Annotated in this window: 11 protein-coding genes (1 of these 11 running past the window's edge); 1 reads left to right on the top strand and 10 read right to left on the bottom strand. The window is 54.8% G+C overall.

The window, feature by feature from the left end; translation table 11 throughout:
• Window positions 1-123 precede the first annotated feature (123 nt).
• The 10 genes from Pla52nx_RS25355 to Pla52nx_RS25325 form a co-directional block, all read right to left on the bottom strand.
• The gene (locus Pla52nx_RS25355; RefSeq protein ID WP_146518720.1) at window positions 124-609 is read right to left on the bottom strand and encodes a transposase; all 486 of its coding nucleotides are present in this window, start codon (window positions 607-609) and stop codon (window positions 124-126) included.
• Window positions 610-1773: 1164 nt separating this feature from the next.
• Complete coding sequence (locus Pla52nx_RS33045; protein ID WP_197454332.1) at window positions 1774-1890, bottom strand: DUF3967 domain-containing protein; 117 nt, start codon at window positions 1888-1890, stop codon at window positions 1774-1776.
• A gap of 162 nt (window positions 1891-2052) precedes the next feature.
• The gene (locus Pla52nx_RS33040; protein ID WP_261344234.1) at window positions 2053-2604 is read right to left on the bottom strand and encodes a transposase; all 552 of its coding nucleotides are present in this window, start codon (window positions 2602-2604) and stop codon (window positions 2053-2055) included.
• The gene (locus Pla52nx_RS25350; RefSeq protein ID WP_390620375.1) at window positions 2582-3397 is read right to left on the bottom strand and encodes a transposase; all 816 of its coding nucleotides are present in this window, start codon (window positions 3395-3397) and stop codon (window positions 2582-2584) included. Before Pla52nx_RS25350 ends, Pla52nx_RS33040 begins: the two co-directional genes overlap by 23 nt.
• Window positions 3303-3554 (bottom strand): transposase, encoded by a 252-nt coding sequence (locus Pla52nx_RS33035; protein WP_146518719.1) that lies wholly within the window; start codon window positions 3552-3554, stop codon window positions 3303-3305. The genes Pla52nx_RS25350 and Pla52nx_RS33035 overlap by 95 nt, the downstream gene beginning before the upstream one ends.
• Window positions 3555-4155: 601 nt before the next feature.
• Window positions 4156-5076: a hypothetical protein gene (locus tag Pla52nx_RS25345; RefSeq protein ID WP_146518718.1), complete on the bottom strand. Its 921-nt coding sequence runs from the start codon at window positions 5074-5076 to the stop codon at window positions 4156-4158.
• Window positions 5077-5239: 163 nt separating this feature from the next.
• Window positions 5240-7933, bottom strand: a complete 2694-nt coding sequence (locus Pla52nx_RS25340) for a serine/threonine-protein kinase (protein WP_146518717.1) — start codon at window positions 7931-7933, stop codon at window positions 5240-5242.
• 77 nt (window positions 7934-8010) lie between these two features.
• On the bottom strand, window positions 8011-10530 hold the full coding sequence (locus Pla52nx_RS25335) for a protein kinase domain-containing protein (RefSeq protein WP_146518716.1): 2520 nt from the start codon (window positions 10528-10530) through the stop codon (window positions 8011-8013).
• Window positions 10531-10722: 192 nt separating this feature from the next.
• Window positions 10723-15450, bottom strand: a complete 4728-nt coding sequence (locus Pla52nx_RS25330; RefSeq protein ID WP_197454330.1) for a protein kinase domain-containing protein — start codon at window positions 15448-15450, stop codon at window positions 10723-10725.
• A gap of 329 nt (window positions 15451-15779) precedes the next feature.
• Window positions 15780-16409 carry an RNA polymerase sigma factor gene (locus Pla52nx_RS25325; RefSeq protein ID WP_146518714.1) on the bottom strand — a complete coding sequence of 210 codons (630 nt, stop codon included), beginning with the start codon at window positions 16407-16409 and terminating at the stop codon, window positions 15780-15782.
• A 154-nt stretch (window positions 16410-16563) separates the two neighbouring features.
• Here Pla52nx_RS25325 and Pla52nx_RS25320 point away from each other — a divergent pair, with 154 nt between their 5' ends.
• On the top strand, window positions 16564-24074 hold the 5' portion of the coding sequence (locus tag Pla52nx_RS25320) for a LamG-like jellyroll fold domain-containing protein (protein WP_146518713.1). 24181 nt of this gene lie beyond the right edge of the window; 7511 of the gene's 31692 nt are visible here — the first part of the coding sequence; it begins with the start codon at window positions 16564-16566; its stop codon lies beyond the right edge, outside the window.

Below are 24074 nucleotides of genomic sequence, written 5' to 3'. Positions count from 1 at the left end.
GGTGAGGAAGTCAAAGTTGCGCATGATTGTTTCCTACTGAAAAATCAGCCGACGGGCGTTAGCCCCGGTTTTCTCTGTTACGTGTAAATAACCGGGGCTAACGCCCATCGGCTGATGAAGGGTTCACCCGACATCGCGATCTTTCCGATCCTGAGCTTCACCGGCGTACTGAATCAGTTGCTCCAATTCTTCTTCCGTGTTGACGCATTGCCAGTCGCCGCCGGCTGTCCAGACGGGCCGGTCAATGAATGATGGCCAACGTTCTCGAATCACCCTTGTGCAGTTTGCCTTGATCTGATCTCTAACCTTCGCCCCGTTGTATCCTGTCGCCGTCACCACAACATGAACGTGATTGCTGCGCGGGTTCGCTTTCCAAAGTTCCCAGCCGCGAAATTCGCACAGGCGTTGGATCTCGGCCTCGACGACGGAGCGTTGTTCATCGTCGAGCAGCACCACATCGTGATTCAGTCGATCACGATGCCATTGCTCAAGAAATGGTTGAGGCGGTCGCGAGCCTTCATTCCGGGAACGCCACCAACGAGCATCGCCCTGCAAGAATGTCCCGTAGACCGTGAAGGTAATGAAGTAGGCGAGTGGTTCATCATTCATCGGTTCAGCCCCACAAATTCAGCCGCAGTTCGTTTTATCCCAATTAGCCGCACGGCGTTAGCCGCGGTTCTTGTTGCGTCAGTTTCCACCGTGTAGGAACCGGGGCTAACGCCCATCGGCTGATGATGGAAGCCGCAGGTCGTTTTAGTCCAATTAGCCGTACGGCGTTAGCCGCGGTTTTTGTTGCGTCAGTTTCCGCCGTGTAGGAACCGGGGCTAACGCCCATCGGCTGATAGTGGAAGCCGCAGTTCGTTTTATCCCAATCAGCCGCACGGCGTTAGCCGCTGTTTTTGATGCGTCAGTTTCCACCGTGTAGGAACCGGGGCTAACGCCCATCGGCTGATAGTGGAAGCCGCAGTTCGTTTTAGTCCAATTAGCCGCACGGCGTTAGCCGCGGTTTTTGTTGCGTCAGTTTCCACCGTGTAGGAACCGGGGCTAACGCCCATCGGCTGATAGTGGAAGCCGCAGTTCGTTTTAGTCCAATTAGCCGTACGGCGTTAGCCGCGGTTTTTGTTGCGTCAGTTTCCACCGTGTAGGAACCGGGGCTAACGCCCATCGGCTGATAGTGGAAGCCGCAGGTCGTTTTAGTCCAATTAGCCGCACGGTGTTAGCCGCGGTTTTTGTTGCGTCAGTTTCCGCCGTGTAGGAACCGGGGCTAACGCCCATCGGCTGATAGTGGAAGCCGCAGGTCGTTTTAGTCCAATTAGCCGCACGGCGTTAGCCTCGGTTTTTGTTGCGTCAGTTTCCACCGTGTAGGAACCGGGGCTAACGCCCATCGGCTGATAGTGGAAGCCGCAGGTCGTTTTAGTCCAATTAGCCGCACGGCGTTAGCCGCGGTTTTTGTTGCGTCAGTTTCCACCGTGTAGGAACCGGGGCTAACGCCCATCGGCTGATAGTGGAAGCCGCAGTTCGTTTTAGTCCAATTAGCCGTACGGCGTTAGCCGCGGTTTTTGTTGCGTCAGTTTCCACCGTGTAAGAACCGGGGCTAACGCCCATCGGCTGATAGTGGAAGCCGCAGGTCGTTTTAGTCCAATTAGCCGTACGGCGTTAGCCGCGGTTTTTGTTGCGTCAGTTTCCACCGTGTAGGAACCGGGGCTAACGCCCATCGGCTGATGGTGGGAGGTGAGGAAGTCAAAATTGCTCATCGCGTGCCCTCGTTTGCCGTCATGAAAGTTCCCCTCGAAACGCAAGGTGTTGGAGGGAGGCGAAGAGTTGGTCTAGCTCATCTTGGGATGCCGCGAGTAACTTCTTCTCCTGTTGGATCTCCTTAATGCGAGCCACAAAAGTACTTTGAACCCGAATTATTCACCAACTACGTCGGTGAATCGTTTTTTGTCTGACTCGATTCGATCTCGGTAGCGAATGCTGATTCTAACGCATTTTTTTGCGTTCGGAGCGCAGTTCCCCCTACCCCCAATTCGTGTTTCGCAGCGATGGGCTCCGTCACGTGCGTAAAACTTCGCACAGATGGGAATGTGCCGGTGGAGGCATCCAAGGGCGTGGCGATGGAGCGGTCGTTGTCGCGTCTCTAGGCGATGTCCACGATTCAAATCGTTCAATCAATCGTGACCAAAATGGTTGAGCCGACTCGGCGATGCGAAGCACTGCTCGACGACTGTGCTTGATAATCTCACCACCGATTTTCAAAATGAATAGTTGGAACCGCGTCAGGTCCCAGCACCCGCCTACTGCGTCTTCCAATTCGTTGCGGCAGATCGAACTGAGGTTGAATGAAAGCAGACCAAGCAGCATCGTTGCTTCGTTCGCCTTGAACGGTTGTGACGACAGATGAGGGCCGATTGCTGCATTGAACTCTCCCAAGCGATCTTCAAACGTTCCTCGTGGACGGTAGTGTGCCAACAGTTCCTCGGCACTGCGCTGATCTTCCTGCCAATTGGTTACCAAGAAAAAATAGCGAGCACTAAATCCAATTGGCCAGTTTGAGGATCTGGCTTGTCGACGACAACGAGAATCAACCGTTGAGAATGTTTCCATGTATCGATTTGATAGGCACCCAGCTGGTGTATTCGTATCCGCCTTCAGGTGGACGCCCTGCAGGACGATAGACATGCTCGGCGGCGAGGGCGTCTAGTTTTGAATTCCCCTTCAGACGCCCCACAAAACGCAAGTTCCGGTCAGTCATGCAGTCCATCACAGATGGGATCGTGTAGCCCGCATCCATTGGGTAGTCCACATTGACCGCAAGTTTTGAAGCCTGCTTTTGAACGGTGTTAATGAATCGGTTGACACCGTTTGCCGTGTGCACTTGCCCCTGACGCAATGTTGCGTGGATGAAGCCATTTCCCAATCGTTTGCCGCTGCGCCCGCTGTCGTAGTCGCCAGCAACCGAGAATGAAGCTACCAGGGGATGGTAAACCGTTTTCTTGTAGTAGCCGTTGTAGTAGCCGTTGTAGGAGGCCCCTTTTTGCTTGCCGTGGATTTCGATTGGAAAGCTATCGATATCGATCGTTGCGTGCCGAGCACGCCGCCCACTGCCAGAGGCTTTGATGTGTTGCTCGATAGAATGTGTAAGGCCATTGCGAACCGCTTCAAGATTGCCAGTGTTCGCGGTCAAGGTGCTGATGAGCCGTGACTGGGTCGGTTGGCTGGCGAGCCGCTCGTTGATGACATTCTGACCAGGGCGATCCCAGACAGCAGCGCGAAAGGCAGGGTCGTGTGCAAGACGATCGAGATCATCTTGAGCCGATAGCCAACGGCCATCGCGTATTACGTTCTCGGAGCAATTCTGTGATGGTGTAGCGGATACGATCGTCGCGTCTGGGATCATCAACATTCTGGGCGATGGAAGAGAGTATTCCAAGTCGATGATCTGCCTCGCGAAGGAGAATAACGCCAGAGTTGGACGTGAGTCGATGATCCGTGGTTTGAACCTTGATTGAACGGATGAATTCAGGCTCAAGAATGTTAGTCTTGCTTTCACCCATTGCGTGATCCTCATTGCGGTTTTGAAGTCGTTGTATAACTCCTTAAACGCAACGAATCTCGCGATGGGGCTCTAAAATCTAAAAGTGTTTGGTGAATAATTCGGGCTGATGATTTCGATCGGAAGTTTGCGGAATTCAATGTCCAAGCGGTGCGAGAGCAGATGTTCGGGGACGGGCAATGATTCGCTTTCTGCTTGACACAGGGCCAGCCCAGAGGTTTGTCAACAAAGACCCCGCCATCGGTAAAGTGGCCGAGGAGCGAAGTGCTCTGTCCCCGGCAGTACCTGTCCCCGGCAGTACCTCTCGCTTCCGCTGGGCTTGCCCCGGTCGGAGCGCCAACTGGCAGCTACGCAATACGCGATCCACGCTCTCCCTTGCTTTCCCCGCGAATCGCCTTAGGCGATTCGCGGGGAAAGCAAGGGACTGCAGTCGCAATGTCGGCCATGGGTAGCTACCAGTTGTGATCCCGCCGGGACGAGCCCGACGGAAATGAACGTTGGCTTGTTGTCTTTTTTCTAACAAACCTGGTTTGAACATCCCGGCATCGATTGCATTGTTGACCTTGGCCGAGGCGGTCCCGATTGAGCAATAGAAGTGCCCATCAGAATGCGAGCCGGATTTCAGCCCGAATCACGTCGTCGTACCACTGCGCACCGGTCAGTGCACGACCATAGCCGAGATAGATGGAATGCCAACCGTCGCCGTGCGACGAGCTGAGAAGGTCGAGCCTCGCGCCGACCTTGATGTTCGCGATCGTCGTATTTGCGTCTTCGACTCGTTCAAGCGGCGTATTGATTCCCTTGCCGACTCGGCCGCCGAGCACGGACCAAGCGACCGTCTCCACAACGGGTGAAAAGCGATAAGATTCGTTGAAGAACCAGGGCTGTGAGACACCTACTCCATAACGCAATACGTTGCCGGCCCAATTCGTACCCCCGATCGGAATGATGTCTCGCACTTCGCCTTCGATCAGCGTGCCCGACGAAAGACGTTTTAGGAACAGTAATCCTGGTTCCAAACGCACGGTCTCCGTTCCCAGTCCTTTGGAACCATCGCCCGTCGGAAACGACGTCCGGAATTGAAAGGTGAGATACTCTTGGTCGCTGGTCAATAAGGCCGCTTTCAAACCCAACTGGATATCCGATATGCCTGCGGCGTTCTCATTGACATCGGGATTGATCAAGCGAAAAGGAACTTCAATGAATCCGGAGATCAGATCGTCGACGAGCAGTGATTCGGCGTAGAAACGAAATTCCTGGAAATCGATTCCGGTTTCTGGCAACGGAGGTCCCGGTGCGTTCGGATCAGCGACTCCGCCAATGGGTGCAGAGGACTTGGGATAGAGAAATTCCGCTCGATAGGGAGTAGGACTATCGTACGCCGAGTCGTAGCGAAACCGAATTTGGTTGCGAACAATTGACGAATCGATGTACCCCACACCGGTATCCCCGCCTTGAAATTGAGCCACAACCTGCGAGAACCAGACGAGAGTCACAAGAATTGGCAGGGCGTGTCGGTTCATTATGTTCAGTGGCCCGTCAGGGAGGCTGCATCCATCGGTCCGCCGTTGACTGCGGTGAGACGACAGATGCAAGCGTTACGATCTGCATTCCTATCTGAAATCGGCGGATTGAGAATCTGAAGGGTGAAAAAAGCAAATAACCCGCAGGGTGGACCCAGTTTACCTAGTCGGATGATTGGCCCGTTGACAACGTCGATTGAAACTGCCGATGGCTGGCCAAACGTTGCTGATAGTCGAGGTTGTTGGGCTGTAATTCAACCGCTTGCTGTTGGTGCTTGATCGCCTCAGTGATGCGGTCCTTGGCCAACGACGTTTGTTTTTCCATCGCGGCAATGGCTGATCCGTTTCCCTGAATCAAACCCATCCAGGATTCGTATTCTGCGATCCCTGGGAACTCGGTGATCAATCGATTCATCGCCTCAAGTGAACTCTTGTAGAAAGATCGGCATTTTTCCAAGCCGGCTTCGTCGCCACTGAGGCCATGGAGACTGGTCAAATTCACCAAGCAGATGATCTTGTTGAACTGATACTCGGGAACACTTGTTGGCAAATCGTTGAAGTGATCTAGCGCCAACACCAACCAGCGTTGGGCTTTGACAGGGTCGTTGAGTTGTTCACTGAACATATAACCGAGATTTCGCTGCGTCACGGCAAGCAGAAACTCGATTCGGCGATTGTCGGGTTCCAGATCAAAGAGCCCCTGAAGTTCGTCGATCGCTTCACGATACGCATTCTCCGCGTCTTCGTAGCGATGACGAATACGTTCCATCCGCCCGAGGTTGATCAGCGTACGAGCCAAATCGATCTGCGACTCAATATTTTCCGAATCTCGCAAATTCTGTTGACGTAAGATCTTCTCGGATTGAGCGTATCGTCGCGCGGCGGCATCGAGTTTCCCCTCGCTCTCAAGCAGTAGTCCGTGGTTATTCTCGACGCGCGCCAACTCTTGACTCGTTGCGGGATTCTCTGGGAACTTTGCCTGAGCGTCTTTGAGCAGTGACAAGGACTTCTGGTATGCCGACTCCGCTTGCTGACGATGTCCGTGGTCGCGATAGAGTTCACCGAGATAGTCGTAGGCTTCGCCGAGCAACGTTGCATATTGAGGATTGGCCGGAACCTGTTGGCTCAACTTCTGCAATCGATCGATCGCCGTTTGAAAGGCATGTTCAGAGCGAGGGAAGTCGCCGAGCAACCGACTCGCCTTTGCCACACGATACGATGCCTCGGCAATATCGAAACGCCTTTGCTCGCTGAGGACGCTGGTTCCATTGAATGTTTGCCATGCGGCGATCGCATCGTCGTAACCGTCCAACGCCGCCTGTAGCTGATCGGCGTCCATCCCGACGCGTCGCGGCACGAGCTCGTCATGGGAAGATTGATGGGTCAAGTCGACGGACTGCATCTGGGCATTCAGACGATCCCACGCAGAGTCGACACGTGCCATCATGTTTTCAGTCACCATGCGGCTGCGATGCCTTGTCATCGCGATTCCAATGCCGAATGTTAACAACGTGATGACGATCATGGCAGCGATCGCCCGATTTCGGCGGCACCAACTTTGCAAACGTTCAAACGGGGAAGCGCGTCGAGCGAGGATGGGATATCCCAACTGGAATCGTTCCAAATCTTGCTTGAGTTCTAAAGCCGTGGTGTAACGACGCGAGCATTCTTTCTGGAGACACTTAACACAAATGATCTCAAGTGATCGGCTGACTTTAGGGTTGAGCTTTCGGGGAGAGACGGTTTCTGACTCAAGCACTTGATGAATGATCGCATGATGTGTTTCCCCGACAAACGGTGCTCGACCGGTCAACAAGTGAAACAGCAGGGCACCGATGGAATAGACGTCGCTTTGAAATCCGATCTCATCTTTACGACCTGCCGCTTGTTCGGGAGGCATATAACTGGGGGTTCCGATCGCTTGACCGGTTTGGCTGAAGTCACTGTCGTCTTCCAAACACTTGGCCAAGCCAAAATCAGTGACCATGGCTCGCCCGGTTTCATCGGTGAGCACATTGGAGGGTTTCAGGTCTCGATGCAACACCCCGTTCTTGTGTGCATAAGCGATGGCATCACAGATTTCAATCGTTAGGCGAACTGCGTCCGCTTCGCTCAACGATTGTTGCTTCGCCAGATGCTGAAGAGTTGGTCCCGCGATGAAGTCCATCGTGAAATAGTGCAGTCCGTTGCATTCACCGACTCGGTGGATGCGAACGATGTTCGGATGTCGTAGCTTTGCGGTCGCTTCGGCTTCGCGTTGAAATCGATATAAGTTTCGTTCGCTGGCGAGTTCACCCGACACGATCGTTTTTAGTGCCAGGAAGCATTTGAGTTTGACGTCCCATGCTTTGTAGACGATTCCCATCCCTCCACGAGCGATTTCGCTGACGATCTCGTAGTCGTCGATTTTCCTGATGGGGGAAGAAACGCGAGCTTTCTCGGCGTATGAGATTTCCGAGTTTGGCGAATCGTCTTCACCAGGATCAATGGTTTCCGGCAATTGCTGCGAGTCGCCGCCAGTGGTTTCTTCGCCGTACGTCCCGCCGTCGTCAGTGTCCACTGACGACAGCAACGGGACTTCACTTGAATGTGTTGGCGGGTGCGGCGAGTTGGCTTTGCGAACGGCCGCTGCCAAGCGTTCGGCGCGGGCTGGGCTCCAAGCTCTGTCAGGAATCGGAAGGTGCTGTGGATCGATCATCACGTGCACGGCTGGCAAGACGCTCGCGCAGAGATGATCGAGTTTGCTTTGGCAGTCGACACAATCGCCGATGTGTCCCTCCAATCGCGAACACGCATCCGCCGAAAGTCTTTCGTCGACGAATCGCTGGAGAATCTCGGCGGGAGGGCAATCGGGCACGTGAGTGGTTGGTGATGAAGGTTCAATCGAATCAATCTAAGATCGAACGACCAAATGAAGGCTAGGGATGTCCAGGTTCAATGTGGGGATAAGGTGAGCCATTTAGCCCCAATGATTTTTCCATGATGCTCGTTTCCTGACGAATCATGCAGAATGTCTCCGCTGCCTTCATTCACATGGTACAAGGCAAGAGTGTGTTCGTCGCTTTTAAAATTGAATTCGGGGACAAAGTCGTCGTGGTACCTGGCGTTCATCGAGATTCGGGCTTCACCGATCGCTCCCACCATCGTTGCCCCCAGTTTCATCGTGGTTTGCCACTTGCCTCCGCCACCGGCGCCCCAATCGGAATCCGATGGTCCGCTTCCTACAAGTTTTCCATTGATGTACAACCGCCGTTGCTTCTCCAACTCGTCGACGGCGGCGACATGCATCCAACGGGAGGCTTGCTCTTGGTGCCAGAGTGGCCCGTAGAGGTCACGAAAGCGAATCGAAGGAGCCCCACGTCCGGACGCTTCGCCGTCCGCGATGAAGCCGGATCCTGGAGCGCTGTTGATCGCGAAGTGCTGGATGCCAAGATATGCTTCGTGCACATCCATCCCTTTGCGGTCGCGTTGGATCCATATCTCCAATGTCGACGCTCCCGTTTTCTGAAAACGATCCCAGACTGTACTCGCCGTCAGCGTCGGCACATCGACGTAATGTTCGTTCCTGACGCTCAGCCACAAGGCGTGGTTTCCGGGATATTCGTCTGACATAACCATCAGCGATTCGCGGTCGCTATTGGGGCTTGGTGGACGATTGGTTCCATCGGAAGCAGAGATTTGGGAAGGCAGCGAAGCGGCGTCGCTTATAGATTTCAGCTCCAAAGAATTCGATATCTTAAGCTCTTCGATAGACTTTCCATCACGGATGATTCGTACCTTCTGATTGTCGATCATCGCAATGCGAAGAGCGACGTCATCCCCTTTGCCGATTGTGAATTCTTTGGTTTGAAAGGTTTGATCGCCTACCATGATTTGCAAACGATGTGGTCCCGGCACGACCTGGAACTCGCCATGGCTTCCCGTGACACGAAGTCGTTCGTCAGCACCGACAGAAACTTCAATGGACGGATCTTCGATCTCGATCTTCAGGACTCCGTGCGGTGTTTGGATGAGCAAGACAACGGCGGCGACAAGCAGGGGAATACCACCTAACATCGCGACAATCGATGGCCAGCGGTGATGTTGGTCGTTTCCTTCAGAATCGGTTTCAGGCAAGCTGGTTACCGGTTCGCTCGTTGCGGCATCGACATTTGGATATCCCTCTGCACTGATCGAGTAATGTTCCGTCAACGTCGAAGCTGAGCCAGCACAAGTCTGAGTTTCACCGTAGGATTCGACAAAATCGTCAACTTGAGTTGCTCCGATCCGGTTGGCTTGTTCAGCCAGGCCGACCAAATTAGGGACGCCCAGGCCCGTTTCTTCGTCGCGCACGGTACGCAAATGAGAGATCACCTCGTCCATCGACTCATATCGTTGATCCGGGGTCTTGGCCATCATCTTTTGAAGGATCACATCGATTGCCATTGGGATGTCGGGCCGCTTCTCGTTCAATTTGGGTATCGCATCATCTCGATGTGAGATGAGTTTCTTCATCACGGTATCGCCTGGAAAGGGACTGGCGCCCGTGAGCAACCGAAACATGGTGCAGCCGAGACTGTAGATGTCGGCGCGGGCGTCTGCCGATCGGGTGTCGAGTGCCTGTTCGGGTGCCATGAAGTCGACCGTGCCCATGATCTGGCCGGCAAGTGTGAATTGAGCATTCGTGTCGGTGCCCTCAAGTCCCAATTCAGTCATACGCGCCAAGCCCATATCCAAGATTTTGATGACACCATCGGGCTGCAGCAATAAATTGGCAGGTTTGATATCGCGATGAATGATGCCTCGACCATGCGCGTACGCCAAACCTTGCGCGGCTTGAATCATGCACTCGAGGACATCATCCAACGCCAATGGACCTTGCCGTTTAAGGATTTCCTCAAGATCGTGCCCATCGACGAACTCCATGACGAGGTAGTGGATTCCATCTTGTTCACCAGCATCGTAAGCCGAAACGATGTTAGGGTGAGCCAATCTGGCTACCGCTTGAGCCTCACGATAAAAACGACCAATAAACGATGGCTGCCGAACGGCGCTTTCTGGCAGAACTTTGATCGCGACGTCGCGTTGCATTCGTTGGTGCCGTGCTTTGAGCACGATCCCCATCCCGCCACGCCCTAAGATCCCCTCGATTGCGTAACCGGTCAGCGTTGGCACTGATCTCATCGTGACCGAATCCTGAGCCAATTTGGCAAGGTCATCGGTCTCCGCTTGCCTCAATGCATGTGCCAAACGCTCAACGCGATCCAAATACCAGTGCCCTTTACCTTGCTGCGACTTCGCGGATCGGTGAAGTGTTGCAATGGTGTCGTGAGACTCACAACGCGCGTTGAGCGTCTCTTGACACCCAACACAAGTCTCAATATGAGACTCCATGTCGTGATATTGTTGCGGATGGAGCTTCGCGTCGAGAAATGCGTCGAGCAGATCGTGACTGGGACAGTGATCCATGGTCATCCGATCGATTGTGGGAGTAGCTGTTAATTGGTGAAGACAACGCCACGCACGAGACCAGAAAGCCTCAAGAGCGATGCGGAAGGATGGATTCGTTCGATAAGTGATACCGGTGCTTCAACCCAAAACTACGTGGAAAACTTCCCGAATCCTCACACCGGCTTTCATTCCAGCACCTGCTGATGATTTCGTGGATCAACCGCTGCCCTTTCGATCGGTCGTCGTGATGGTCGCTGCTCTATCCAGTTGCAAGGACACTTCCTGAACCAAGACCTCAAGGTCGTTTGGCCACTTTCGGTTGTCCTCGGCGTAGCGTCTTGCGTTGTCGAGCTGAATTCTCGCATTCCGAAAGTGCTCCTTCGCCTCTTCGGCTCGACCAGAAGCGCAAGCCACGGCGGCTTGCAAGGTCATGCAGATCGAACGCTGCAAATGCCATGGACCATGCGCGATCGCTTGATCCAAACACTCCTTGGCTTGCTCAAGTTTTCCTCGCCGGTAGGCCATCAGTGCCCGGGTTGTCCAAATGCCACCAACGGTCGGTCCACGTTTGTCGGCGGGTTCATTAACCAATGCATCGACTGGCAAGACGGACAGGATGTCGGTACTCGGTATCAGTGCACAAGAAAAACATACGGTCGAGGCGATCTCAGGATCCGACACATCTGAGAATCGCGAAGCGATTCGGCTCGACCAAGTTCGGTAATCCTCTTCCCTGTCTGTGAAAACAAGCATCGGTGCAAGGGTTTGCCAGACAGATAACATGTCGTCGGTTTCGCGTTCGAGTAGCATCAGCCCGGTCTGGGCAGCCGGCGCGATCAGGTTTTGACGTCGTAGCTGATCGTACACATCTCGTATCACCCAGGTTTCGTTCGCTCGAGATTGTTGCAAATCGATCGCGGCTTGCTCGTATCGACCGGCCCCGATGAAAGCTTTGGCTCGTTGCGCGACGAGGGTACTGTCGGCTGGCGTGCGTTCAATGGCGAGATTCAGTACTTCGATGGCCTCGTCCCATCGCCTCGCTTGCATGAGATGTTCGGCAGTTTCGACCGCACTTTGGGGAAACTCATTGGCGAGCCGGATCATGGACCGCCAATTGCCGGTCATTGCATAGATCGTCATTAGAGCTTGCCAGTCATCCGGTTGGATCTGTGGTGAGTCCGGCAAGCGACACAGCGTCTTCCAATGATCAAACCATCGAGAGGATGAAATAAATTGTGCTTTTCCCATGTTCACATCCGTCGATGAGGCAAGCTGCCCCAATAGTTTGAATGCCCCTAAGGTGTCTTGAGGCACCGATAGCCATTGATGCAGTTGCGTCACGCCGAGCATTTCGCTCCGCGCGTTGCACCCCACCAAATGGTTGCCATCGGGAGTCAGGATCGCGGAGCAATGGCTCTCGGCATAGTCGCTCTTTGACGAATCGCTGTGCAATGCGAGAACCCGAGATCCGGTTCGGATATCCCAAACGTCATGACACCGCGATGCAACAGTGATCAGGTAACCTTGGGGAGTGAACGCCAAGCTAAAGATTTCTCCATCGGTTGTCATCGCCGAGCAAACTGGGCGTCCCGTTTGCCAGTCCCAACACCTCGCCTCACCCGCATTTCCGCCTGCCGCCACGTATTTTCCATCGGGACTGAAGGCAACGTCGAAAATCGCGAACCATCCGCCGGGGATCCGAAGCAGTTCGCTGACTTGGCGGCCAGTGCTCAGATCAAAAACCACAACGGCTGATTCACGTCCCTCGATGACCGCTCCGATCGCAAGCCAACGGTCGTCCGATGAAGTTTCAAAGGTGCGAATGAAAGAAGCAGGATCGGTTTGCATCAGCAACGGGGCGGATGCGCCGCTACTGGCGTCAACGACCTGAATCGTGTGGGAATCGCGGTGCATGAGCATCTTGGTGCCATCACGACTGTATCGAATTTTGTTGAAATAGGAATCCGATTTTGGGTGATGTCGTTCGTGAAGCCGTTGGCTGCTACCAAGGTCAATGACTTGCACACCTGTATGATGCAGAACGGCGACCTGAGGAGCTGTGGGATGAGCGTCGATTGACAGAATCGGGGTCGGCATTGGCAGTGGTTCGCAAACCGGTTTACCTGTCTTGATTTCAAAGAAAGCGAGAAAGCCTAACTCGTTACGGTTCCAAGCGATCGCGACGATTTCATTTCCCGAGCATACGCAGGATTCCCGGAAGGGAACCGGCGTGTCGATTGCCGTGCCTACCCGATCGCCGGACCGCGCATCGACCACGCGTAAACGGGTCAGCGTCAACGCTTCGGGCGATGAATCTTCGTTCCAGAATCCAGGAGAAACGAGTGTTCCATCTGCGCTCAAGCGTACCGCACGGCCCCAATGAGTGAATGCCCTGCGTACCACCTTTTCACTTTGCCGTTTCCAAATCCGAACCAATCCCTTTTCTTCGATCATCGCCAGATAGCGAGCATCATTCGAAATGGCGGCCCCACGTACCGGATGTTCGTGCAGCATCGGCCCGCTGAGTGAATCTCCCGTATCAAAATCCGCTAACTGAGCCAACCCTTCACGCCCCGCGGTCAACAGTGTGCCATCGCTGCTCAGTGCAACCGCCAAAATCGCATTCGAGTGAGGCTTTCGATTGGCAACACCTTTGGCCCCGGCGTGATAGACTTCCATCCGATGGTTGGAGATCGTTGCAAATCGATCCGCAGCGAGGTTGCTGACGATACGGTCCGCATCGTAATTAGCCTGGGAATTCTGCACACGAGGTTGGCTGGGGGGTTCTGAGTCAATGTCCCAAAACGAAAGTTGCTGTTCGACGGGGATGCAAACCAGTGTGCTACCGCGATCGAAAAAAACCGGTCCTCGAGGTGGTCCCGTGTGATCAATGTGTCGATGGGGGACAGGTCCGAGGACAGGCGTCTCGCTCAATCCGTTTGCATCGATTTCAAAGACGAATGCTTGGTGTTGTTTGGTCGCGACCGCCAGCCGCTTTCCGTCAGGGGAAAACGTGACCGAATCGATCCATCCATCCACTAGTCCATAGCCACCGAAAAAATCATCTTGTTCGCTGCGCCAAAGACGAATCTGATTGCCAGATGCGAACGCCCAGGTCGATGTTGATTCGTTGTGGCACAGCGCGGATACTGCCGATTTCATCTGCAGTTCTTGCTGCAGCGTGGCGGCCGGCATTCCGAGAATTTCGATTCGGCCGTCGGGTCGTCCGACGGCAACTTGATCGCCTCGAACGTTCGGGCAGACCGCAGTGCACTTGGCGTAATAAGTCGGATCAGAATCAGGTGTCGACCAGTCCCTGATGGTGACGTCGTCACCAGCATGAATCAATAATTGCCGTCCATCGTCGAGGAAATGACAGTCATGAAGGTAATCTGCGTTGATCATGAAAGCACCGACGGGGACGGTTGCTTGTTTGGCCGCATTACGAGCCCTGAGGAGATTAGCGTTGTATCTCGTCGGATCATTCTCGGCCTCAATCGCCGCTTCCGCATACCAAAGCAGGGATTCATTGTGCCGAGATTCATTCTCCAATCGCAACCCACGCGACGTGTACATATCCGCCAAGACGCTCTGAGCCCGATGCGAAGCTGCTGTGGCTCGATCTTTTTCCCTGGATTCTCGGACCAACGTGGTTTGGATTTCGGCATTGACCTCGGTCAATTGCTTCTTTGCTTTCCATTGAACCAGTGCTGTCGTGGTTAGCCCCATGATCGCAAAAAAGAACGCCAGTGATACCGCAGCGGCGAGCCCACGATTTCGACGGATCCATAATTTGACACCAGCTATCGCGCCCGTCTGATAGGCTTGCACGACTCGTTGATCCAAGAATGCCTGGAGATCCTCCGCCATGCTACGTGACGATTCGTAGCGTTGATCGATCGATCGTGCCATCGCCTTTTGGCAAATCGCTAACAGCCCGGGTGCGACCTCTCGATTGAATTGGAGAACGCTTGTGGGCTCGCGTTGCAGAACGGCGGCGATCACGCCACGTGACCCGCCAGACTGTCTTTCTTTGTGAAAGGGGGAACATCCGGCGAGCAATTCATACAAGATGGCTCCGAGCGAATAGATGTCCGAATGGGTGCCAATCAGTGAAACATTCCCGGAAGCCTGCTCCGGAGACATGTAAGACGGCGTCCCTAGAACGGTGCCGTCAATCGTCAGCAGACTTCGCTCACCGCCCCGGGAGTGATCGATCTGGGGCGCGAAGACGGTCGACACGAGCGACTGACCTTGAGTCTCTGAGTCGAGCTGGGATTGCCGAGCCTCATCGTCAAAAAAACTCACCTCATTGGCGATCTTGGGGTCAATCGGATCGTTTGCCTCGTTCGAATCAACGGCTACCATGCCATTGGTGCGCTGATTCGTTAATTCAACCGCCAACCCCCAGTCCAAGACATAAACATCACCCAGGTCACCCACCATGACATTCGATGGCTTTATGTCACGATGAACAATCCTTTGGCTGTGAGCGAAAGCGATGGTTTGACAAACCCGCACCATCACGCCCAACGCACGAGATTGATTCCAACCTTCGCGTTCGTCCCTTGCCAGTCGAAAGATTTCGGAGAGGGTGCGTCCGCTCACGCTTCGCATGGTGTAAAAGAATCTTCCCGATGAATCGGTGCCAACATTGAAGACAGGGACAATCGAGGTGTGATCCAATCTCGCCGTGATGCGTGCTTCTCTCGAAAAGCGTTTTTGCAGCATCTCCGGATCGCTGCAATGAATCCGATCGAGAATTTTGATCGCAACATTACGCTGTAAATCCAACTGCACAGCCTGATAAACAGCCCCCATTCCGCCACGACCCAGCAGGGCTTGGATTTCGTAGCCGTCAATCTCGGGAGGAACCAATGGGTTCTCGGACGCCGCAGAAGACGCGTTGTTTGAAATGTGGACGGCGTTTACCAACCGCGCCACCACCTCCGCGTTCCAGCGCCCCAGAGGTAGTTTCGTTGAGCCGCTTGCTTGGGGTGGGGGGAAAATCGAATCAGCGCAGCAATCATCCAAAACCCGTTGACATACGACACACGTCTCGATGTGCGTTTCAATCTTGCTGACCTGTGTTGTTGGAAGCCTTTCGTTCAAAAAAGCATCCAGCTCGTCACGATTCGGGCAGTCGAGTGTCATGAATTCCATCCAACTTTCTCGAGATCAAAACAACTTCGAACGGAGTTGTTTCCCTTTTTGCGAATAGAGACATTGTCCGCGAACCGACGATGAGTCGCAGGTCGTCAGGCGAGTTCCGCTCAATCCACAGGCGTATCGGCACAAAGTTTCTCTTCGTCGGCTGATTCCAACACTTCGATCTCCGCACGAACCTGCGTGGCGACTTGATTCTTCGCAGCGTACAGCGAGCCCAATGGCATGCCTAATTCATCAGCGACTTCTCTGTTCTCGCGGCCTCGGATGGTGGTTTCGTGCCAAGCACGCCACCGCTTGTCGGAAACCCGAGACCGCACGCGTGTCATGGCAAATTCTAAGAGCTCCAAGTCGAAGACTTCGCTCAATTGTTGCAGCAATTCTGATTTGGCCTCGACCGAATCAATCCAAGAAATGCTGTCGGGTTGCTCAGCAGGCAGCTGGCGATGCTGGCGACCGAAGAAATCGTTGATCGCATTTCCCGTCATTCGTTGCAGATAACCGCGAAAACTCTGCTTCGCGTCATACCGAAAATTTCGGAGGTACTTGGCAATGCGAATCAAGACCTGTTGGGTCACGTCTTCGGCGTCGCTGGGCTGCAGGCCACGTTTTTCGCACCATTGAAAGATGCGTTGTCCGTAACGCTCAACGAATTCTATCCAGGCATCCTCTTCCCGCTCACTGGCCTGAATTCGGGCGATCAAACTGATGTTTGTGCTGCTTTCCGTTTTGGACATCGCTCACATCACTTTGCGAAAGAATTCTGAACGTTTGCCAATCGTAGTCAAATCAAGGCGTAGTTTCTACGGCCAAGAGGGGTAAGTCCATTGGCGGGCTATCCAAATGCCGGAGTAGCCGCCACTTCAACTTGGACAAACGAACACGTAAACGATGAAAATCTTCCGTCGCCGACCTCGCCGCGCACTGACCACCTCGACCATCAAATCGAACGCCCGTCGTGATCTGAGTCGGCAACTTCAGTCGCTCGAACCGCGAATGTTGTTGGCGGCAGAGATAGGTCTGGAACCGATCGTCTTCGTGCCCGGGTTCGGGGGCACGTTCGCCGCCGATGAGTCCCCCGCTGGAGTCGATCACTGGCTGACCCATCGCGGTCTGCCACCCGACCAGTTGCAACTCGAGCCGATTGGCAACGTTTACCACGACATCGTGAAGACCCTCGAGAACGTCGGGTACGTCGAGAACCAGACACTTTTCGTCGTGACTTGGGACTGGCGTTTGCCAGTCGGACCGACAGATGGTTCTGTCAATGGCACGCTCGATACGGTCACGGTTGAGGGGATCACGAACGATGTATTTGAAACCGGACTGGACTATCTGGGTAAAACCCTGGCCGAGGCGGCAGCGAAAAACCCCGGCAAAAACGTCGATATTTTATCGCACAGCACAGGCGGTTTGGTCACGCGAAGCTACATCCAAAGTCCCGCATACGGGCAGGGTGGCTTGCCACGGATCGACGACTTTCTGATGGTTGGGGTGCCTAACGAAGGAACGGTCGAAACGTGGAATCTGCTCAGTGATGACTGGTCGGGAAAACCGGCGTCCCGAATCCTTGGCCAAATCGTCGACAACGCCTACGACGCCTTGCAAGCCGGAACTCCAATTCTGGGTCCTGACTCCGGCTCGGCGACCGACGACATCACCGACCCCGCAATCAGCAAGCTGGACTTTGCCCGTCAGTACGTCCAAGCGGCAAAACATCTATCGGCAACCTACCCCGCTTTCGATTTTGACGGGGATGATTCATTGGATCTCATTGCGACCACCGATCCCCGCTTCAACGAGCTGTTGACCGATCTAAACGCAACCAACAACGACAACGACTATCTGGATTTGACGAATCAGACCGTCATCATTTACGCCACCGATGGAGACACGGTCGACCAAGTGATCGAGCGTACAGGTCCGGTGGATGATTTCTTGGGGTTCCGCCAAGACGAACTGTTGTCCTTCAGTAACTACATCGGGCGACGTCCGGGTGATAGCCAAGTCTGGTACGAGGAAAAGCAAACGGGACACGGTGGCGACGGGACCGTTGCGACGTTCTCTACGGTGGATCCGTTTTTGAATGATCCTCGTCTGGGGTCTTCGTTGGAACTGGTTAATATTCGCGCCGGGGACGCCGGCGGCGACCCGGTCTTGCACACGGACTTGCTGATCAACGAGTTCTCCCAAGAACAGGTCCTGCGGGCTTTGGGTGTGACCGATACCGACAATGACTTGCGTCAGCACATCTCCACCGATCGCGTCCGCAGCACGGCTGGCTCCGCCTTGAAGGCATACCAACTTGACGTCATTGATTTGGGCGAAGCGTTTCGCGAGGTCGCGGACCGGTTCAAGGAACTGTTGGTCGGCGTGAAAACGCACGCGGAGTTGGGCAAGGATGTCGTCCTTGCCGAAAACAGTCTGGGCGAACTCGTACCATTCGACCAGCTCTGGCAGGATAAGATTGTCGCTCCGCTGGCAGGTTACACTTCCTCCGGCGAAGTCGACCACATCGCGGCGGCCCAAAGTATCGCGGATCGGTTGGGAAGCAACGTCACCAATCAATCAACGGCCGAAGAAGTGGTTCTTGCCTTTTCATTCAACGTCAGTGACTTGGGCGGCCCGGTGGAAACGTCCTTCGACTTGGATCTGGGCGACGAATTTCCGTTGACCGGCGACGGAGCACTGACGCTATCAGGCGATCTCACATTTTCGGGCAAGTTCGGATGGGATCTCAGCTCAGGGTATGACTTTGCCAGTGGTCTGTTTTTCCGCGATGTTGCGTTGCAGGTCGAAGGCAGCGTCGACGCACCGAACTTGAACTTGGACATCGAGGTCGGTGGTGTCTCGGGCAGTATCGATAACGGACGCGTGGCGTTCGACGCTGGCGTGAATGTGTCACTCGTCGATCCCGATGGAGATGGCAAAGTCAGTCTGGGAGAAATCACCAGCGGACTATCGAACTTGAGTGAGCTATTGAACGTGAGTCCCAGCGGTGCGTTTGATGTCTCGCTCCCGCTGACGATTGAAGTGGGGTCATTCGATCTCAATGAGTTTGGAACTCCGACGATCCAATTGGCTGCCGAAGACTTCTTTCAGCAAGCGCCCGATGTCTTGGTCGACATGACGATCACTCCGGCATTGCAAGATCAATTGCTGTCACTGATCACTCCCCTGGACGACGCCGGCGATGCGATTTCGGCCGCCAGTGCGCTCAACGAAACATTGCCGGGCATCGGCCAGTCTCTCAATCAGCTCGTCGCTTCGGAGGCAGATGGGCGAGACGGGTTGGGTGATTTGTTGAAGCTCGGTGCTCCGATGGCGGCGTACTTTGCAAAGTTTGATCCCACCAGCGACTTGTTTGATCCAGGGTCGGCCGGTGAGTTGCCAACGGTGATCGGACTGCGAAACGCGCTCGGTGACGCGTTGCCACTGAGCCTATCGGGCGGCTTGGATTTGGCGAACAACCGATTGCAATTCAATGTCGTGATCGATCAAAGCCTTCAAAATGAAGTCGAATTGGACTTTGACTCTTTGGGAACCGATTGGACCGACATCGGGCTCAGCTTTGACGCCGACGTTCGGGCGGATCTGGACTTCGCCGCCGACATTGACTTTTCGTTCGGCATCGGACTGGATCGAGACACCGGAGTCGATCCTTTCTTTAACTTGAACAGCTTCGACGTTTCGGCAGCGATCAACGCCGACGGTTCGACACTAGGTTTCGAACTGGGGCCGATCACAGGTGAGATCACAGCCAACAAGTTGCAACTTGCCGCGGCGATGGCCATCGCGATCACTCCTGGCGCCGCATCATTCGCCGACCGAGTAACGATCAACGCCATCGTGCCCGCCTCGGGCAAGATGCTTGACTTGGAGTTTGATCTCGATGGCAACTTGTTTGGTAATCAACTCGGTGCGGCGTCCATCGAAGTCAGCGACGTCGACTTGTTCGATCAGACCGCACCAACCTTCGCGGTCGACATCTCGCCCTTGGTGATGGATTTTTCGGCCGAGAGTTTGATCGATGGTTTACTGGACTTGGCGACATGGTTGGATGAGCGTGTTCTGGATGGAGACGTGGGTGAGGCGAAGATCCCGCTGATCAACCGGTCGATCGGAGAACTGCTTTCATCTCCCGCGGAACACCGTGAGTTCAGCGATGCGGAAATACTATCGATCACGGCACCGATCACCGGCGAAGACTTTCACCAATTCACGGTCACGCTGAACACGGCTGGTACTGGGGTTGCTTCGATCGGTGTCAAAGTAGGTGACGAAGCTAAGTTCTCAACGGAAACCGGTGAACGTTTTCCGGCCGAAGTCACTTCGATCGACGGCGAACGTGTGACGCTTCGCTATGACGCGTCCCGAACCGATGTGCCTGATTTGGCAAATCCATCGATCGGGTTTGATATCGGTGGGAGCATCGGGGATTCTTTGCGAGCGGCGCTGGTTAACTTCAATCATCCCGAAGCAGCAGCCCCTTCGATCGGTGTGGTTCTCAATGCGCTCTCTGGACCGCTGGGAATTGACTTCGGCGCGATCGCTTTTGACGAATTGACCAAGACACTCACGCTCACCCCAGCGTTCACGCCCACGCCGCTGAAATATGAAACGAAGCTCGATTTTGGCGACGGTGTGTCGGGACTTGAGTTTAACGCCTCGGGCAACTTCCTGATTGAAGCCGCACCGACGATTCGTTTGCCTTTGAAAATCAACCTCAAACTCGATGACAGCATCGCTCCGTCGGACCGGATCATCGTGGTCGACGACGTTGATCCAGAGATCAGCATCGAATTGAAGGCCAGCTTGAACAACCCTTCGGCCACCGCGTCGCTCGGATTCTTGAGTGTGGAATTGTCCGAAGATGGCAGCCAAGACCCGAACGACGGCGTCGTGCTGCAAACCACTTTCACCATCGATATCGACGATCCTGGAACGGACGCGATCGCTGGTGCGACGATGACCGAGATTTTGAACACCGTCAATTTCTCAAGTACGTTCGATCCTTCCTTTTCGGGAACGCTCAACATCGACGGGATCGACATTTCGCCGAAAGTCTTGGACGTGACGATTCCCGGCGAGATTTCGATTTACACGACAAAGCCGGATTCAACCCGCGGTGCGTTTGAGTTCGATAGCTTTGCCGATCTCACCGGGCTGTTTCAGATTGCCACCACGGGTGAAGCGGACGCCGCGAATCGATTGGTGATCCGTAATACGATCGGTAGCTTTGAGTCGCTGACACCGGACGCCATCGCGACGATGTTCCTGCAGCTTGGAAACTCTTTGCAGGAAACCGTCAAGACGTTCGACATCCCCGATGGCATCCCGTTTGTCCAAGACGCGATCGACGGTGTGGTTCAGTTCGCCGAGACGCTGGGTGACTTCACTCGCCAGCTCTACTTCAACGCCTCGATGTTGGGCGATCAAGAGATTTCCGTCACCAACGGCCGGCTCACTTCCGATGCCCGATTCATCATTCGGCTCGAAGGCAGTGAGCCATTCATTGTGACGGTGCAGGCGGCTTCAACGATTGATAACACCTCGATAGATGACCTGTTTGTGGACGTCAATGCGGCATTGGACGCTGCCGGATTGGGCGAAGCCATCGTTGCCGAGCGTCCCACGCTCGAATCGGATGACGCGAATCGCTTGTCGTTGGCGACTCGTAATCCCAGGTTTGGTGTCTCGATGGCGATTAGCACGGTCGGCGTCACCGCGGGCGGCGTTCTGCCACGACAATTGGCGGAAGATCTCAACGTAACGCTGATCATCAATGGTGAGGAGGATCAGCCGGAGACCTTCACGATTCCGGCCGCCTCGACCGCTGGGAATCTTGATCCTGACGACATGATCGCGTCCATCAATGCCGCTTTGGAAACGGCGGAACTGAACACCAAGTTCGTCGCGTTGTTGTCGTCCACGGCAGCCGGGCAACCGACCGTGAGTTTGGTATCGATCGATAACACCATCGATGCCGTCCAAATTCAAGGCGGAACGATTCTCGGCTTTTCCGAAGCGAAGAACGAAGACGTCAACTCCGCGCGAACACAACTCGGACTGTCCACGGGGCAAATCGCCGAAGCCCAGTTCCGCGCCGGCACGATTCAAGATCTTGTCACGATCATCAACGAATTGATCAACAAACAGTTTGACGACTCGCCCTTCACGGCAACGCTCGGATACAGCGAAACGCCGACACGTACGGTCACGTTTGGCCTCTCCCTCGCGGCGGACTTTACCAAGTCCATTGACCTGAACTTTGACCAAGGCATCGATGTCGGGTTCGCACAACTTGGCGTCGCCGGTGGTGCTTCTGGAACGTTCGCCGCCCGTGCGGGGGTCGATTTGTTGGTCGGGATCGATTTGGATCGACCCGGCAGTGATTTGCAAATTGATGTCGGAACGAAGCTGCACGATCCGGGCAACACCGATCCGTTTGTAAAGAACTTTGCCGTGAAAGTCGGTGTCATTGCAAATGATCGCGTGCCGTCGAGCGGACGGGATGCGACCGCCGGTGATGTGACACTCGCGTTCGACGTGCATCGCTTCGGCAGTCGCACCGATTCCATTTCCGTCACGGTATCAGCCGACGAAATCGAAGAAAACGAATCGGTGACCGATTTGGTCAGTGATTTGAATCGAGCGCTGCGTACGTTCTTGGAAAGTCCTGGCAATACGACTGGGCTGCAAATCGATGACGGCGTCTTGCCGGTCGAAGTTCAAGCGGTCGATGGCAAGTTGATGCTGTTCGCGATCGATCGCCAGATCAATGGATTGACGGTGTTGCCCGCCACGATCGACTGGCTTGGGTTTGCCGACAATCAAGCGAGCGACCTGCCCGACTTGAGCATTCGATTGGCCAGTGGCGCTGAGTTCGACGTCAATCTGGATCGCGCCGAAACGCTGGGCGACATCAAGAACCAAATTGAATCCGCCGCCGGTGGTTCGGCCGTGTTGGAAGTGACTTTCGATGGCGATCAAATCCGCCTGGAAGATAAGAGCACCCCGAGTGGCAGCGATGTGCTACGGGTAGCGGCGGTCACCGATGCCAATGGCCTGAGCGTGGCCGGTGCGTCGTTGCGAATTCTGAAATCGGCAGTCGATGATCTTGAAACAACTGATGTCGACGAAAGCCTGACCGGTGGCACACTGATCGGTGATTCGTTGTTAGCCGGTGACGTGATCGATCAATTCTATGTGGTTCCCGGCAGTAGCAAGGTCTTTGCCGACGTCAGCATCACGGCGACTGACATTGAGCTGATCGGATCGTTGGGGATTTTGGAGATCGGTATCGAAGACGGAGCGGCCCATTTCAATATCGAAGCCGAACTCGGCCTCAACGATTTTGGCGACGGCGACGGCAAGTTGCGGCTGAGCGAGTTCACGTCGGCGAGTCTGAGCGAGATCGGGACGCCTTCGTTCACCTACGGCGGAACGCTCGGTCTGCCGGTTGGTGGAAATTTGGTGGAACTGTTGCCGGGAGCCCCCGGTGGTTTGGGGATCATCGCCACGCTCAGCGGCGAAGGGATCACGACGGCTCCGACGGTGTCATTCGACGCGGTCGGGCTGCAAGATGTTGTCGGCGGTTTCAAGAACTTTTCGCTGCGCGACGTGGCCGTCTTGTTACAAAAAGTCGTTGACTTGTTGCAGGACAGTGACATCGAAGGCTTCAACACCGAGATCCCAGTCGTCGGTAAGACGCCCAACGAAATGCTCGGCATAGTCGATTCGCTGGCCGCCGCGGCTGAAAAGTTATTGGCGGGACCGGATGAAGCATTGATCGGAGGCAAGATCGACGAACTGGAAGCTTTGTTGGATGATTTCCGCGGCAGCTCGTCTCAGGTCAACGAAATCCAAGACCAGATCACGGCACTGCGATCGGCCGCGAACTCCGAACACATGCTGACGTTGGCTCTCGAGAACGCTCCGTCAGTCGCCACCGAGCTGCTTGACGCCAATGCATCGGCCGGCGAAGTCCGCGATGCACTCAATGCGGCGTTGGGGGCCTCAACGGTGACGAACGTTACGGGACGTCGCGGCGGCCCGTTCACCGTGACGTTTGCCGAAGGTGCAGGTAACGTCGCACCCATCATCGGACGCAGCCCCACGGGATTGCAGATCCAGAGCGAAACCACCACCGACGGCGGTCCGGGCGAAGCCGAAGTTCAGATCGTGACCTTGGTCAGCGTGGGCAAGCTCAGTGCCGCGGTTTCTCGAGTACGGCAAACCATCGAAAGCGTGGGCGCCGATGTGGCAGGACGATCCGAATTGCTCGCGCAGCTTGACGGGATTCAGGATTCATTTGGTTCGATCGCCAATCTTGAAAAGTTCCTCACCGACACGATCGAAAAAGAGCTTGGACTGCCCGAGGGTGTCTTTGGTCTGGACCT

This window comes from Stieleria varia (genome assembly GCF_038443385.1).
Taxonomy (GTDB): Bacteria; Planctomycetota; Planctomycetia; order Pirellulales; family Pirellulaceae; genus Stieleria; species Stieleria varia.
This window is presented reverse-complemented; position numbering and strand designations above follow the sequence as displayed.

What these genes read in the sequence shown, in the direction of transcription:
- Pla52nx_RS25355 (WP_146518720.1), bottom strand. Translation starts at nt 609, where the DNA reads ATGAATGATGAACCACTCGCCTACTTCATTACCTTCACGGTCTACGGG.
- Pla52nx_RS33040 (WP_261344234.1), bottom strand. Translation starts at nt 2,604, where the DNA reads ATGGAAACATTCTCAACGGTTGATTCTCGTTGTCGTCGACAAGCCAGA.
- Pla52nx_RS25350 (WP_390620375.1), bottom strand. Translation starts at nt 3,397, where the DNA reads ATGATCCCAGACGCGACGATCGTATCCGCTACACCATCACAGAATTGC.
- Pla52nx_RS33035 (WP_146518719.1), bottom strand. Translation starts at nt 3,554, where the DNA reads ATGGGTGAAAGCAAGACTAACATTCTTGAGCCTGAATTCATCCGTTCA.
- Pla52nx_RS25345 (WP_146518718.1), bottom strand. Translation starts at nt 5,076, where the DNA reads ATGAACCGACACGCCCTGCCAATTCTTGTGACTCTCGTCTGGTTCTCG.
- Pla52nx_RS25335 (WP_146518716.1), bottom strand. Translation starts at nt 10,530, where the DNA reads ATGACCATGGATCACTGTCCCAGTCACGATCTGCTCGACGCATTTCTC.
- Pla52nx_RS25325 (WP_146518714.1), bottom strand. Translation starts at nt 16,409, where the DNA reads ATGTCCAAAACGGAAAGCAGCACAAACATCAGTTTGATCGCCCGAATT.